Genomic DNA, 13,684 nt, shown 5'->3' with positions numbered 1-13,684 from the left:
CGACAATGCGATTTAGAACGCTTCATCCTCAGTATGAGCCACGATAGATAGCTCGCCATTTAAATCGAGTTCCACAGAGAAAACGATAGGCCTACAGCAAACTTGGCAGTCCTCAGTGTACTGTTGAGGCAAAACTGATGAATCAACCAGTATTTTTATGATTTCACCACAATAAGGGCAGTAAATACTTCTCTCAACTATTACCTCTGGCACAGGATAACTCCGTCTGGTGATTGTCAGATTTCCTTCTTTAGTCCATGCGAGTTAATAGCATAACTATACTTCAACCTTTAGTCAGTCCCCTCTAATTGCAGAGTTACTCAGAAACTCCTTAAAATAGGAAGTGGTAGCCATGAAAATTGCTATGGCGCTGTTGGTTGTCGTATTTATTGTCTTTTCATCTGAGATGTATGCAAGCTCGCGTAGTGAAGTCTCTGATCTTATTAAAAATTTCTACAGCACATTTAATAGTTCATCTCCGCCGAGTAGTTTGAAGAAGTACTTTGCTCAATCCCCTTTGTTTTTTATCGGTGAGCAGCCGGGGTTGTCTAATCATCCCGATTTAATCCCCGTAATTATCGGCCAGCTGCGTAAAACTATGGATCTAGAGACATATCCATTTTCTGGATTATATATAGAGAAAATTTATGTTTCAGAAGATGGCTCAGCAACATCGCTTGTTGTTTTTCAGCGATCCAAATCAAAAGAAAGGAGTAGGAAAGCTGCCTGCAATATCTTGTCGATAGCAAAACTGGAAGGTGGCTGGAGAATTATGGGGTGGACATTGATTCCTTCTTCAAGTGAGAGGATCTGTACTTGGGGCTAAGTTAGTCTTGGTAAGGTAAAATGCGTTAACAAGGGTGAAGAAAAAAGTAGAGGCTTGTGGCTAGTATCGCCCATCATTGATGAAGGGGTTTATTGGGAAGTCCTCCTTTTTCGATTATAGTGGCACAATTATAAATATAGATAGAAGGAATGCCGAGTTTAGCTGGGCGTGAGTCGTCATTATGGGGTACTTTCTTGAGTTTGGATTTTTGGGGCTTTTCGTATCAGCATTCCTAGCAGCGACCATTCTGCCGCTAAGCTCAGAAATTGTATTGACAGGTCTATTGCTCCAAGGGCTCTCCCCTTGGGCCCTGATAGTAGTCGCCACTACAGGGAATGTAGCGGGCTCTCTTCTCAATTATGCATTAGGCTATTGGGCCAGTTTGGGCGTGATCAAGAAATGGTTGAGAATGTCTGAAGAGGAGTTTGTAAAGGCTGAACAGAGATTTAAAAAATATGGGGTATTCTCCCTGTTTTTTTCCTGGGTGCCTATTATTGGTGATCCCCTTACTGTAATGGCTGGTGTTTTACGAATTCGCTTGATTTGGTTTTTGCTGCTGGTTGCCACGGGTAAATGTCTACGCTATCTGGTGGTTTGCTATATGGTCTTGCAAGCATCTTGATGCGGATATTAAGTTAGTAAGAGATTTTGTTTGAGTGTTTTCACAAAAATTTGAAGTACGAAGAAAAGACATATTTAAAATGAAGTCAGGCTCTCCTTCAGAGCGGCAGCCAATCGATTGTAGCTTTATACTTGATTTGGCAGAAGTGGAACCGGGCATCTACTTGGTTGAGTATCCTAATGCATTTGGCACCTGGTTAACCTCGTTCCAAGGAAACTCCCATCTCCTGTCGAAAGTGGATTTTCTAAATCAGTTTAGTTTCTCCTTTTCTATTCAAGTGGGGGATGATGGAGAGCTGTCTTTAATCCATAAAGAAGAGGTTGCGAAGTTTTGCTCAGTAATTGAGTATGGGCTTGTTACACAAGGGGTTGATAAGAAAGAATTAGATTTATTGCCTCTAATAGATCAAAATATTTGTAATGAGGTTAAAACAATTCTTGGTGATTACAAACAGTTTTTAGATATGGAGGAGGGGTTTTACGATATAGAGAATGGGGCCATGAAATGTAGCTCCCTATATATTGGCCAGTATGATGAAGGTACCTATATTGTAACTCTCTCAGGGGTACGAATGGCCCAGAGTATTTCAAGTTCAGACTTAAAGAGAGCTTTTGTTGATTTTGAAAGTGGGGCTTTCCAATCTGTTGATGACTATAAAAATGTAAATCTAAAAGTCAAAAGGGTTTTTGTTAATGCTCTAGGTGAATTGATAGGGTATGCTAACCATCTGAGAGCTAACTCCAGATTGTATGATAAAAATCAACTTCTTGTAATTGAGAAGTGTGAGCCTTAATGAGTTTATGCAGTTATGGCTCTAGACAGTGAAGGTGGTGGTATCTAAGGTTAATCTTGACAGTTATTTTTTAGAAAATGACATTGTTTAAGAATTTCCTTTCTCTGTTGTGATGAAAATAGGTTTAAATCAACATGGGCTGAGTGGTTGTGTCCCGTTATGGAAATGGAGTTAGGTGGTTTGCCGTGTGTTTTAATTGAAAGTTTATCTGACATTGGAATGATTATATTGCCATAGAGTGATCTATAGATGATGTGACTATTCGTGAACTCAAGGCTATACTCGTCTACCTTTCCTTTTCCTGAGTTAAATATTAATAGCCAGAGTGTGGTCAGCACTGGGATTAAACATAATCCTACTAGATATATTTCTAGGACTTCCGTTTCTTGTGGGGCTTTAAATATATAAGCTAGTGTTAGGTATAGAGATAAAGGTAGACTGATTTGGATGGCCAGTCTTTTGAATCTAAAAATAATTCCCTGTGATCTAGATTGGGTAAACTTCATATTTTTATATATTGATTGTATTGCTGTGTAATGTAATTACCACAACATCTCTAACAGCCTCCCCTGGAAAAAGAGGGGTGATGGGGCTTACGTAGTGTTTGAGTGACCTGTCGTTCAAAACTAAAGCTTTTCCTGGGGTTAGTGTGCCATGAAATATAATTTCATTTTCATCCAAGCTGCTGATGAATGACTCGCCTCCATTGACATTATTCCTATTAATACAATTAATCGCCACATAGTCAAACCCATCTTGGTGAAAACCTTCAGGGGTGGGATAAGCGTTGAATTCATCTGTAGCACGAACTCTTATCTGGTGGCATCCGACCTGATACTCATTTGCCGGTATATATTGGCTGGATACTAGGTGCCTTACAATGCTCTGCGAAAATATTCTAGCACTTGGTTCCAGTGCGGGGTAGTGACGCTCTATATCCCCGAGGTATTTGTTAATCGTTTTACTTTGCATGAAAATGGTACTAGGGTTCCATTCGATTGAGTTGCCACGATATAATCCTGAGCAATATGTTCGATAACGATATGAATATTGGGATTTTAAATATTCATCTGGAGGGAGTCGAGCAAAGCTGTCCTCAAGATCCTCAGGGATATGTCTACGAATTTGGGTAAACTGAAACATCTGACTTGCCTCATAATACGAATAAGATGAGGTTTACATTAGGATTTTAATGTGAATGACTGTTCTTCAAAATTTTTAAACGCCGTTTTTTGTTTGTAAGATATTAAATTAATCTGGGAAGGGAAGCTAATGGCTAGGCCTCCCTCCTGATTTAATAGACTGAATACTTATTGTAAGGAGGGTGAGGTAATTTAAAGGCTAACGAAATCTTGTAGCTTTTGCTGGATTTCTTTTAAATGTTCCGGGTGTGCAGTAGAGATTTTGGCCTCTTGTAAGGGGAGTCTATAGGCTGTTGGAAATGCTTTCTCCCGGGATATCTCGATATCTGGTTTTACACCAGTCCCCTCCCAGTTAGCTTTGGTAATCGGATTAACTGCCTTGGCGATAGGGATTGCTATTTTATCTAATGAAGAGTGAATCGCTTCCAGGTTTTCTTGCAGGACATAGTTGGAGGCAATCTTTTTCTCGATAGAATTAATAAGCTCCAACTTCCTTTCCTGAGAAATTTCAGTGCCGATTGCCGTAAGTGAATAGGAGAGCAAAAGTAAGGTCAGTAATTGTTTCATCTTATCCATGATTTAAATTTACTTGTTGGTTTTTAGGTGTTAACGATAACACGCAATCAAGCCGTAATAGATAGTCTCGGAAGATCAAAGCTGGTTAACACTAAGTATATCCAGAGGCGCTAAGGGGCCAGTTTTGCACCTATACCGGGATTGGAGTTTGCCCTCCATCTTTGAAGATTAAAGTTAATCTATATACAGCGAAAACTTGAGGGAGATTGCTGCGAGTCAGGTGAAAGGGGCATGGGGAGCGGACGGGATGTCAAAAAAGAACATCGTAATGAAGCTTTGTCCATAGCCCTGGGATTTTCCTGGCTCCGGTTAATAGTGTTCAATTGCAGTGGGATGGGGTGATACCTTGCTTAAGTTTTACTCATTACTCGCTCTCTTTGGGGCGGCAGGATCGACCTGAGTAACTGAGACTGAAAATCTATTTCTAGTCGCGATCCACGTGAACACACTGGCCCCCGCATTATCTGCGGGAATACCTGAGAAAAGCTCCCTCTAATGCGAAATTGACGGTCATATAGCGGCACCGATTACCCAGATGGTTGTTACCTTAGCCCCTATAAATGGCTGCTAAATAGTGAAAAACGTGACAAATTTTACCCCCAGGTTCAGCTTGCAAAGTGAGGCTTTGAATGGTGAGGATTCCAATGTTTGGGCTGTGAGTGACCGGGCTCACGATCTCGCCAATAAAGGGGAGGATGTCATCTTTCTCTGTGTAGGTGATCCCAACTTTGACACCCCCGAGCCGATCCTCGACTTTGCCCGCGCTCGCCTGGGAGTGGGGCGCACCCACTATTCCCCTGCCGCCGGGGAGCCAATGTTGCGCAGGGCTATTGCGGACATCGAGAGCAAGGTCTCTCCCCACCCCTGTAATCCGGATGATGTTGTTGTTTTCCCCGGTGGAACCAACGCTATCTACGCAGTACTTGCCTGCCTGCTAAACCCCGGTGAGGAGATAGTAATTCCCGAGCCGATGTATATCGGCTATGTCCCCATTTGTGATGCCTTGCGCCTCTCCGTAAAGAGAGTGACTTGCCCGGCGGAGACCAATTTTGCTTTTGATGTCAACGCTATCAAGGCCTCCATCAGTGAGCAGACCAAGGTTGTTATGATCAATACGCCGGTAAACCCGACTGGCGCGATGGCTACCCCTGAACAATTGCGCGAGTTGGCGGCATACTGCCGCGAGCGCAATATTTGGCTGGTGTGTGATGAAGTTTATTCAATGATCACCTTTGCCCGCCGCCACACCTCTCTGCGTACGGCAGCGGAGTCGCTGGATAATATTGTTGTGGTTGATGGCTTGTCCAAATCCCACGCCATGAGTGGCTGGCGCCTGGGGTGGGCAGTAGCTCGTGGTCCCCTGGTAGATCGTTTGATTGCTTTTGCAGGGGCGACAATTTTTGGCTGCCCGCAGTTTATCCAGGAGGCCGCTGCCTTTGCCCTGGAATTTGATAGCTACTTCGTGAAGCAGATGCGGGATGCCTATCAGCAGCGTCGAGACCTGATTGTTGAGAGGATTGGCCAGATACCTGGCTTGAGTTGCTACAGCCCTGAGGCTGGGATGTTTGTTATGGTGGATGTCTCCAAGGTATCCAGCTCAGGGCAAACCTTCGCTGAAGCCCTTTTGGATGCTGAGCGGGTCTCGGTACTGCCTGGCGCGCCCTTTGGTAGCAGTTCAGTGAATCATGTTCGCCTCACCCTGGCAGCTGATGAGGCCGAGTTGTCGCGGGCCTTGGATCGCATTGAGCAGTTCGTCACCAGTGGTAACCGCCAGGCCGGTTAGGCCTTTGCCGGGAGGCTGGTTGTCGCCAAATTCGCCTTTGAAGTGATGACAAGTTTCCCATGCCGGTGGCTGTAATGTTTATGCCACCGGCGAATACCGCTATCCTTGCCCCCTTTCAGATTCAAAAGAAAATAGCTCCGTGAAAATTGACCGGCATAATTTGCGTATTTTGCAGGCCCTGCAATCAAACGCACGTACAAGTAACCTGAATTTGAGTGAAAAAATTGGATTATCGGAAAGTGCCTGCCTGGCCCGGGTTAAACGCCTGACCAGTGAGCGCTATATCCGCGAGTTCTTTGCCGAGATAAACCTGGATAAAGTTCGGCATGCAGAGTTTTATGTAAACGTTGCGCTTAAGCGGCAGGATGCCCGTACCAGTGAGAACTTTCGCCGCATTATTAGCGATATTCCACAGATTGTTTCCTGTGTGAAGATGTCTGGTGAGTTCGACTATATGCTGCATTTCGTCTGCCCGGACGCAGCAGATTTTAATCGAGTCTCAGAGCAGTTGTTGGCCAATGAAGAGGCGGCGATTTCCCGTATGACTTCTCATTTGGTGATTGAGAAAACCAAGCCTTTTACCGGCTACCCACTGGAACTCTTGTTTCAGGACTGAGCCTTAAATTAACCGGTGTCCGTGATTTTCAGGGCACCGGTTAGTGTTCTCTGTTATGGGAAAACAATAAGCAGGCTGCGCTCAATCACCCAGTAGCAGGCAGTGCCCCCCAGCGTATACGCGACCACCGTAGCGACTGGTATTCCGATACCTCCGCCTTCCCCGAAAGAGTATTGTTCGCGGTTCCGAATGGCATACCCTGGCCTGTGCTTAAGGAGCTTCTGATACAAGTTGATTGCTGCAAGAACAGCGGTGATAAATACTAATTGCCCCACTTCCACACCGAGATTAAAAGTCAGTAATGCCTGGGGAATAGCGCCCTGGGGAAGCCCAATTTCCCCCAGTACACCGGCAAAACCCAAACCGTGTAAAAGTCCAAAAGCAAAGGCAATTGCCCATGGGTAGCGACTGGTCAAGCTGAAAACACCATGCCTCTGGCGTACAGCCTCCCTGGCTGCCAGTAAAATACTGAGGGCGATAATCGCCTCCACTGGCGCCGACGGCAGATGGATATAGCCTAGTACGGCAGCTGCCAGGGTCATACTGTGGGCGATAGTGAAAGCAGTGATAGTGCCGATCAGCTGGCGAAGGCTTTGTTTGAGTAAGATCAGGGCCAAAACGAACAGCAAGTGATCGACACCGAGAAGAATATGTTCAACGCCCAGTACAAAGTAAGTTTGAGCGACTTGGAACTCGCTGGTGGGTTGGTCAAGGGTCCATTCTGGCTGGTCTGGTGTCAGTCGGATAACTTGCTCACGCCCATCTAGCCAGGAGATACGCACTAGCGCATCGGTCATAGTGCTCTGTAGGCCATCGATATGAATCGACAGCTGTTGTAGCTCCCTGGGGTGATGGATGGTCCAGTACTCTGTGTAGTAGCCGTTACTTATTTGCGCTCTGGGTTGGCTTAGGGGGGAGGCAGCTTGGTCCAAATGGACATTCAGAGCGAGGCGAAGATCGCCTTGTGCGGGCAATCGCCAAAGTACTTTAAATAATTGTGCATTAACTTGAGTGATGCCGAGATATGCCGGGCGCAGTTCGTGGGCAGATAGTATTGGAGTAAAGCTGAGGAGCAGAATGAACAGGAGTGGCCGGATGTGCATCACTTGACGGCAACCTCGGCTGAGAAGTTATCCGGCTTGTGGACAGTGACCTCGTAGTTTTTACGGTACTGGAGATACTGCTCCTGCAGAATCTTCTTTTGCGCCTGGGATTGCCAATCATTTAGTACGCGGCTGCGTATTTCAGCCAATGCCGGTAGCTGGGTGGACTTGATTTCCTCAAGGAGGACCAGGTGATCACCTAAGGTCGAGCGGACTGGACCACTCCACTTGCCAATAGGCAACTTGGACAATTGAGCGGAAAATCCCAGCCCAAATTGCCTGTCTATTCGTGGCTTTGAAGTGTCGATAAAAGCAGCTGGCAGTAGGGTTGAATCCCCAATCATTGGCGAAGCCTGACCGCTGTTTAGCTGCATGAGTAAGTCGTTAAAATCACGTGAATCTGATGAGGCCAGATCCACTGAGAAAAATCGTTGTTGGAAAGATAGGGTGGGGGGAACCCGGTATTTATCAGCCTGACCTTGAAGGAATTTCTCCAATACTCGATCGCCTGGGTCTTGAGTGTCAGCGAAATTACGCGCCGTAAGTTCCATTTTCATTCGTAGGCGGCGGCGGATTACTGTGTCGTTCTCGGCTAATCCCAGGGCAAGCGCTTCCCTGTAAAGTATTTCCTCTCTTAGGTAATTCTCAATAAGTTGCTCCAGCTCGCTATCAGTGGGGTACCTGTGCCACTTGCGCTCAAACACCGAACGTAGATGTTCGACGCGCCCCTCGCTGATAACAATCTCTTGTGCAGGCGGTTCCAGGATTTCTCCCAATCCCAATAGGATTAGGGCGATCGCAATAAAATACAGCAGGGGCTCTTTCGCCAATGACTTGAGGAAGGTAGTGGTATTCAAAAGCGCGGCCCTTATTTTGGAGTGGGTCGGAGTTGCGCTGTGGATTCTAATTATGGAAAGACATTCTCAGTTTGCCAGTAAGAAAATATTGATAAATCCATCGCTTTGTACCAAATTGGTGAATTGTTCCGGCGTATGGCGGGGTGTGGCTCATATATACTGTGACAGTACTCCAAAGCGGTGTTCCCCTTGTATAGGGGTGAGTAACAGAAATTAGAGGGGAGAATCGATTGAAATATTTGGGAAGAGTCTATTTGACACTCAATCTATTGGTTTTTGCTTCTATCGGCCTCTGGGCCCTGTTTAAACCGCAGAGCCTAGCGGATGAAGTGGATTTTTCATTTGATACCCCCGAAGCCATGCCCGAGTTTATGGCCACTTATGGCGGGTTTATGTTGGCCATCGCGGTGATTCTACTGGTGGCTTTGGCTATGCGCCCGCACCGCAGGGTTGCTTACGCTGCGATGTCTATTGCCTATATCGGCTTCGCTCTTGGGCGCCTCTACGGAATGTTATTTATCAGTGGTTTTGATCAGCGCAATTTAGTGCTTTTTGCTATCGAAGTCGTCTTTGTGATCTGGGGACTTTACTGTTACCGAGAATCCCGCTGGTTGCCTTTGCAGCATGGCCATTAACACGGTTGTTACGGCTAGTAGAAAGGAGCCGGGAGAACCCCGGCGCCCATTTAAGTGATTTGAGTGGGTTAAGCGTGAGCTTTTGCGCCTTCTGCTGCGCTGTTGTCTATTTCCACCTCTTTTTCTCCCCCGTGTAATTGCCCATCCACTGCTTGCCGGAAGACTTGCTTGTAGTCCTTAAATTCTGTGCCCATCCAGCGATCCCACCAAGTGAAGTAAAAGCCGTAGTTACCCTGGAAGCGCTGGTGGTGCAAGTCGTGGTGAGTCGTGGTGGTGAGCCTGTCCATAGGGCCGTCGACCCAGCTGCGGGGGTGGAACTCGCGGCCAGTGTGCAGCATGGCGTTGCGGAAGATGCTGATAAATAAAAAGGTGAACCAAATAGTTGGATTAAGTGGCAGTATCAGGGCTATCAGGGGAGAGAAAGCGCCCATCAGGACCGCTTCACCTACGGAAAAACTGTATGCCGTCCAGGGCGTGGGTGTTCTGGACTGATGGTGTAGGCGGTGGAAGTGTTTAAACACCTTGGGATGGTGCATACCTCGGTGGGTCCAGTAAAAATAAGCGTCGTGGATCAAAATCACTACTGGCAGGCTGGCAATACTCCACCAGAGTGGATAATCGCTCCACTGCCAGTAAAATTTGGTCAGTCCCAGATCGTGCATCATGGTGGTAATAATCCCTACCAGGGTAAAGATACACACCGTTAATAGTGAATAACTCACCTCCCGCCGAATATCTTTCCACTCGGCACGACGCTTTTGGATACGGCGCCGGTTCATCCAGGTGCGAAACAGCCAGCCGGCCAAAATACTCATTACTGAAGCGGCCAGCACATAGCGAAATAAACTCAACTGGAAATGTTTGGCTCCGTCCTGGGATATGTCGACTAAAAAATCCATATTCTCACCATCATTATTCTTCTATTGAAGGGAGACTCACCGGTGTTAAATCGGGTCTCGGTGAGCCGGGCACGCAGCGGGAAAATCGCTTTCACCGCGCTCCCAGTCTGGGAGCCTTTTACTTTGCGGGCTTACGGAATATGAAAAAATGCTGACGGATTCTTTCAGGAGAGGAGATTCAGGCGGGCAGCTTTTCCCGGCGGTACTCAGTGGGGGTTTGGCTGTGACGGCGCTTGAAAGCAGCGTTAAATGGGCTCAAGGAGCGATAGCCGATGTCCAGAGCAATGGTGAGTACTGGCAAATGGGCCTGTTCCGGATCTGCCAACCGGTTGCTGGCTTCATCAATACGAAACTGATTTAGGTATTCGTTAAAATTGCGATAACCCAGATGGCGATTAATCAGCACACGCAGCACATGTTCGCGAATATCCAACTGCTCCGCGAGCTCCCTGATGGTGAGTCCGGTATGGCGATAACCACCGTTGTGCATATGTTCCTGTAATTTTTGCAGCTGGGTTTGCTGTTGTTCATCCAGTTCAGGTGGCGGAGCTAAAGGCTGTTCTTCCTCCTCTGGCTCGCTCCTCTTCGGGCGCGGCAGGGATTCTCCCAGAGCGCTGGGGGAAAGGGCCAGCAACCATAGGCAGGCAACCAGTGACAACAGGCTGGCAAATAGTGCGTGCAGTGTCGGTACACCGTTGGGAAGCGGGCGGTAAGCAAAGATAGATTCTGCGCCAATTACTACCAGCATATAGGCGCCGACGGCGATAAGTAGGGTTGTGCGCAGGCGTCGGCGCTCTGCGACCAAGTCCAGGTGAAACTGTCGTTGTAGTGTCAGTAGGCCGAGGCTGATTAAACCGAGTTTGAGTAGCTGCGAAAGGGTAAATAGTGGGGATTGCTGATCTGACGTCAATGGCAAGGGTGCGTGGTAGGCGACTATGCCGATGACCAGGGTAATACCAATCGGAATCCAGCCCCACAGGGGAAAAGGTTCTTCCTCGCGGCATAACAGGTGAGTAAACAGCCAAAAAATTGCGGGAATCAGAGTAATTGGCAGGTTAAGCAAGAGCGCAGTAGGTCCACTTAACTGTGGCAGGATGGGCCAGAGTAAATAGCAGATCACGGCTATAAGTAGGGCCAGCAAGCAGCGCCCGGCAACAAGCCGGTAGTGATGTATAGCAACCTTGGTTGCTGCCAATAAAAGAAGAGCGCATGCACCGCCGGAGAAAAATAAGTAGCCGGCGGTCATCGTTTATCTCCAGCGCTCGGCCCAGGCATCCAAGACCTTGCTGCTATAAGTATGGCGGCCGTAGCTACCATTGTAATAGGCGAGGGCGTTGGCTAGATTGCCTTTGGCTTTCTTGATGTAGTGTTTAAGAATGGTACAGCCGTACCTTAGATTGGTGTCCATATCGATCAGGTTATCGTCGGGTCGACCGATTTCATTTTTCCAGAATGGCATTACCTGCATCATACCCAGAGCGCCAACGCGGGATATCGCATAGGGGTCGAAAGCACTCTCAATCTGGATAACCGCCAATACGATTTCCGGGCGTAGCCCGGCCCGAGTTGCCTCCCGGTGGACAGCTTTCAGTACGTGCATCCGCCGCTTGGGATCTTTGATATAGCGGGACAGAGGCTGGGATTTAGACATTAGCCACACTTCCGCATCGAAGCGGTCCACAAAGCTGTCGGCCTGGGTAACTGCGTCCTGCAGGGCGAGGCGCAACTCCGGGTCGATCTCGGCTCTACTGCTTTGAGCCTGGGCGGCACAGCAGGTAAGGCAGAGCAACAAGAGGGCGGTGGCTTTTTTTATCATGGGGTGATTCTACGAAAAGCCCGGCAAAATGGGCAGCGTGATTTTGTGACGCCGCCGATAAAAAGCACTTTTGCCGTAAGAGGTCCCGGCCTGCTTGGGGGCAGGCCGGGCGGCTCGACAATTATTGATTAAATTTTTCCAATAACACTTCTTCGAGCTGGGATACGGCAAACTCCTGGCTTTCCGCATCTCCACGACCTTTATATTCCACCACACCTTTTTCCAGGCCGCGATCGCCGATAACAATGCGGTGGGGAATACCGATCAGCTCCACATCGGCGAGCATAGCACCCAGTCGCGCTTTGGCTTCGTCCATCAGCAATACATCAATACCCTTGCTGCGCAGGGACTCATACAGGTGCTCGCACTTTTCCCTTACCACATCGCTCTTGTGCATATTGATTGGCACAATCGCCAGCTGGAAAGGTGCAATCGCAGTGGGCCAGATAATCCCTGAGTCGTCGTGGTTCTGCTCAATGGCCGCAGCAACGATACGGGAAACGCCGATGCCATAGCAGCCCATGGACATAACCTGCTCTTTACCGTTTTCATCCAGTACTGTGGCATTCATAGCGCGGCTGTATTTGTCGCCTAACTGGAAAATGTGGCCGACCTCGATGCCCCGTTTGATTTCCAGGGTGCCCTGGCCATCGGGACTGGCGTCGCCTGCCACTACATTGCGCAGGTCTTCGACGCGGCCCAACTCCACATCGCGACCCCAGTTCACACCGGTTAAGTGGTAGTCATCGCGATTGGCGCCGCAGATAAAGTCTGCCAGGTGCGCTGCAGAGCGATCCACAACAGTCTCGATCTTTATGCCCACCGGGCCCAGGGAGCCAATGTTGCAACTGAGTTCTTCGGCGATGCGCTCTTCCGAGGCGAACTGAATAGGGCTGGCGATTCCAGCCAGCTTCTCTGCTTTTAATTCGTTCAGCTCGTGATCGCCACGCAGTACCAGGGCAATTAATGGAGCGGTTTCACCCTCTTCGCACTCGCCCAGAACAATCAGGGTTTTTACTGAGTGGGCGGGATCACTTTTCAAAAACTCGCTGACATCGGCGATGGTTTTTTGGTTCGGCGTATGAACTTCCTGCATTTCCTGCGACGGAGCAGGGCGCTCGCCAGCTGGGGCAACCGCTTCTGCCAATTCGACATTGGCGGCGTAGCGGGATTCTGTGGAGAAGGCGATATCGTCTTCGCCGCTCTGCGCCAGCACGTGGAATTCGTGAGAGCTGGAACCACCGATTGAACCGGTGTCTGCCAGCACTGGACGGTAGTCCAGGCCAATGCGCTCAAAAATCTGGCAGTAGGCGCCGTGCATAATATCGTAGGTTTCCTGCAGGGAATCCTCGTTCACGTGGAAGGAGTAAGCATCCTTCATGGTGAATTCGCGCGCGCGCATTACGCCAAAGCGCGGACGGATTTCATCGCGGAATTTAGTCTGCACCTGGTAGAAATTGGCGGGCAACTGCTTATAGCTATTGATTTCACTGCGGATCAGATCGGTGATGACTTCCTCGTGGGTCGGGCCCAGGCAGAAGTCATTGTTGTGGCGATCCTTGATGCGCAGGAGTTCGGGGCCGTACTGCTGCCAGCGGCCGGACTCTTCCCAAAGCTCTGCCGGCTGCACGACCGGCATCAGTACTTCCAGGGAGCCAGCGCGGTCCATCTCTTCGCGAACAATGCGCTCGACTTTGCGCAACACCCGCAACCCGGTGGGCAGCCAGGTGTAGAGACCTGAAGACAGACGGCGGATCATGCCGGCACGCAGCATCAGCTGATGGCTGATCACCACTGCGTCGTTGGGAGTTTCTTTTTGGGTTGCGATGAGATAACGAGATGCGCGCATAGGAATTATATGGATTCTATTACGGGTAAGCTGGCTATTTTACGCTATTCGCTGGGCAATAAATATTGCCTGGGGGCAGTATTGCCTCAAAGCGGATTGCCTTTTGCTATACCGGGGTATCTATTTAGCAGGTGCCTGGGCACTGGCTTGGAATGGGAGTGAATAAA

General features: G+C 48.6%; 15 protein-coding genes. 6 read left to right on the top strand and 9 right to left on the bottom strand.

All coding sequences use genetic code 11. The annotated features are described in order from the left end of the window. Positions 1–12: 12 nt before the first annotated feature. On the bottom strand, positions 13–213 hold the full coding sequence (locus ACJJIZ_RS21045; RefSeq protein WP_413664399.1) for a CPXCG motif-containing cysteine-rich protein: 201 nt from the start codon (positions 211–213) through the stop codon (positions 13–15). Between the two features lie 139 nt (positions 214–352). Here ACJJIZ_RS21045 and ACJJIZ_RS21040 point away from each other — a divergent pair, with 139 nt between their 5' ends. The 3 genes from ACJJIZ_RS21040 (at position 353) to ACJJIZ_RS21030 (ending at position 2,241) form a co-directional block, all read left to right on the top strand. After that, positions 353–826 carry a hypothetical protein gene (locus ACJJIZ_RS21040; protein WP_444914747.1) on the top strand — a complete coding sequence of 158 codons (474 nt, stop codon included), beginning with the start codon at positions 353–355 and terminating at the stop codon, positions 824–826. Between the two features lie 181 nt (positions 827–1,007). Beyond that, complete coding sequence (locus ACJJIZ_RS21035; protein ID WP_444914746.1) at positions 1,008–1,448, top strand: YqaA family protein; 441 nt, start codon at positions 1,008–1,010, stop codon at positions 1,446–1,448. 34 nt (positions 1,449–1,482) lie between these two features. Beyond that, on the top strand, positions 1,483–2,241 hold the full coding sequence (locus ACJJIZ_RS21030; protein WP_444914745.1) for a hypothetical protein: 759 nt from the start codon (positions 1,483–1,485) through the stop codon (positions 2,239–2,241). 510 nt (positions 2,242–2,751) lie between these two features. On the opposite strand, the gene ACJJIZ_RS21025 is transcribed toward ACJJIZ_RS21030, so the two are convergent. Next, positions 2,752–3,384, bottom strand: coding sequence for a 2OG-Fe dioxygenase family protein (locus ACJJIZ_RS21025; RefSeq protein ID WP_444914744.1), 633 nt, complete (start codon positions 3,382–3,384; stop codon positions 2,752–2,754). Positions 3,385–3,575: 191 nt separating this feature from the next. Then, positions 3,576–3,959, bottom strand: a complete 384-nt coding sequence (locus tag ACJJIZ_RS21020) for a hypothetical protein (protein ID WP_444914743.1) — start codon at positions 3,957–3,959, stop codon at positions 3,576–3,578. 583 nt (positions 3,960–4,542) lie between these two features. Here ACJJIZ_RS21020 and ACJJIZ_RS21015 point away from each other — a divergent pair. Both ACJJIZ_RS21015 and ACJJIZ_RS21010 read left to right on the top strand, forming a co-directional pair. After that, positions 4,543–5,742, top strand: a complete 1,200-nt coding sequence (locus tag ACJJIZ_RS21015) for a pyridoxal phosphate-dependent aminotransferase (protein ID WP_444914742.1) — start codon at positions 4,543–4,545, stop codon at positions 5,740–5,742. Positions 5,743–5,881: 139 nt separating this feature from the next. Further along, entirely contained in the window at positions 5,882–6,358 is a 477-nt protein-coding gene (locus ACJJIZ_RS21010) for an Lrp/AsnC family transcriptional regulator (protein WP_108731811.1), read from the top strand. Positions 6,359–6,411: 53 nt separating this feature from the next. Here ACJJIZ_RS21010 and ACJJIZ_RS21005 read toward each other — a convergent pair whose 3' ends face one another. After that, positions 6,412–7,461, bottom strand: a complete 1,050-nt coding sequence (locus ACJJIZ_RS21005; protein WP_444916227.1) for a HupE/UreJ family protein — start codon at positions 7,459–7,461, stop codon at positions 6,412–6,414. After that, positions 7,461–8,318, bottom strand: a complete 858-nt coding sequence (locus ACJJIZ_RS21000) for a peptidylprolyl isomerase (RefSeq protein ID WP_444914741.1) — start codon at positions 8,316–8,318, stop codon at positions 7,461–7,463. The genes ACJJIZ_RS21005 and ACJJIZ_RS21000 overlap by 1 nt, the downstream gene beginning before the upstream one ends. A gap of 230 nt (positions 8,319–8,548) precedes the next feature. On the opposite strand from ACJJIZ_RS21000, the gene ACJJIZ_RS20995 reads away from it, so the two are divergent. After that, positions 8,549–8,953 carry a DUF4345 domain-containing protein gene (locus tag ACJJIZ_RS20995; RefSeq protein ID WP_444914740.1) on the top strand — a complete coding sequence of 135 codons (405 nt, stop codon included), beginning with the start codon at positions 8,549–8,551 and terminating at the stop codon, positions 8,951–8,953. 68 nt (positions 8,954–9,021) lie between these two features. On the opposite strand, the gene ACJJIZ_RS20990 is transcribed toward ACJJIZ_RS20995, so the two are convergent. The 4 genes from ACJJIZ_RS20990 to ACJJIZ_RS20975 all read right to left on the bottom strand — a co-directional run bounded on the left by ACJJIZ_RS20990 (position 9,022) and on the right by ACJJIZ_RS20975 (position 13,517). After that, on the bottom strand, positions 9,022–9,852 hold the full coding sequence (locus ACJJIZ_RS20990) for a sterol desaturase family protein (RefSeq protein ID WP_413664407.1): 831 nt from the start codon (positions 9,850–9,852) through the stop codon (positions 9,022–9,024). A gap of 178 nt (positions 9,853–10,030) precedes the next feature. Continuing rightward, positions 10,031–11,098 carry a helix-turn-helix transcriptional regulator gene (locus ACJJIZ_RS20985; protein WP_413664408.1) on the bottom strand — a complete coding sequence of 356 codons (1,068 nt, stop codon included), beginning with the start codon at positions 11,096–11,098 and terminating at the stop codon, positions 10,031–10,033. A 3-nt stretch (positions 11,099–11,101) separates the two neighbouring features. Further along, complete coding sequence (locus tag ACJJIZ_RS20980; protein WP_108731817.1) at positions 11,102–11,668, bottom strand: lytic transglycosylase domain-containing protein; 567 nt, start codon at positions 11,666–11,668, stop codon at positions 11,102–11,104. 121 nt (positions 11,669–11,789) lie between these two features. Continuing rightward, positions 11,790–13,517 (bottom strand): proline--tRNA ligase, encoded by a 1,728-nt coding sequence (locus ACJJIZ_RS20975; RefSeq protein ID WP_444914739.1) that lies wholly within the window; start codon positions 13,515–13,517, stop codon positions 11,790–11,792. Positions 13,518–13,684 lie beyond the last annotated feature (167 nt).

The sequence above is a fragment of the Microbulbifer maximicatervae (SeqCode) genome (assembly GCF_052467225.1).
This window is presented reverse-complemented; position numbering and strand designations above follow the sequence as displayed.

Excerpts from the sequence above, each read along its gene's own strand:
- ACJJIZ_RS21040 (WP_444914747.1), top strand. The coding sequence starts at position 353 with ATGAAAATTGCTATGGCGCTGTTGGTTGTCGTATTTATTGTCTTTTCA.
- ACJJIZ_RS20980 (WP_108731817.1), bottom strand. The coding sequence starts at position 11,668 with ATGATAAAAAAAGCCACCGCCCTCTTGTTGCTCTGCCTTACCTGCTGT.
- ACJJIZ_RS20990 (WP_413664407.1), bottom strand. The coding sequence starts at position 9,852 with ATGGATTTTTTAGTCGACATATCCCAGGACGGAGCCAAACATTTCCAG.
- ACJJIZ_RS21035 (WP_444914746.1), top strand. The coding sequence starts at position 1,008 with ATGGGGTACTTTCTTGAGTTTGGATTTTTGGGGCTTTTCGTATCAGCA.
- ACJJIZ_RS20985 (WP_413664408.1), bottom strand. The coding sequence starts at position 11,098 with ATGACCGCCGGCTACTTATTTTTCTCCGGCGGTGCATGCGCTCTTCTT.
- ACJJIZ_RS20975 (WP_444914739.1), bottom strand. The coding sequence starts at position 13,517 with ATGCGCGCATCTCGTTATCTCATCGCAACCCAAAAAGAAACTCCCAAC.
- ACJJIZ_RS21025 (WP_444914744.1), bottom strand. The coding sequence starts at position 3,384 with ATGTTTCAGTTTACCCAAATTCGTAGACATATCCCTGAGGATCTTGAG.
- ACJJIZ_RS21020 (WP_444914743.1), bottom strand. The coding sequence starts at position 3,959 with ATGGATAAGATGAAACAATTACTGACCTTACTTTTGCTCTCCTATTCA.
- ACJJIZ_RS21005 (WP_444916227.1), bottom strand. The coding sequence starts at position 7,461 with ATGCACATCCGGCCACTCCTGTTCATTCTGCTCCTCAGCTTTACTCCA.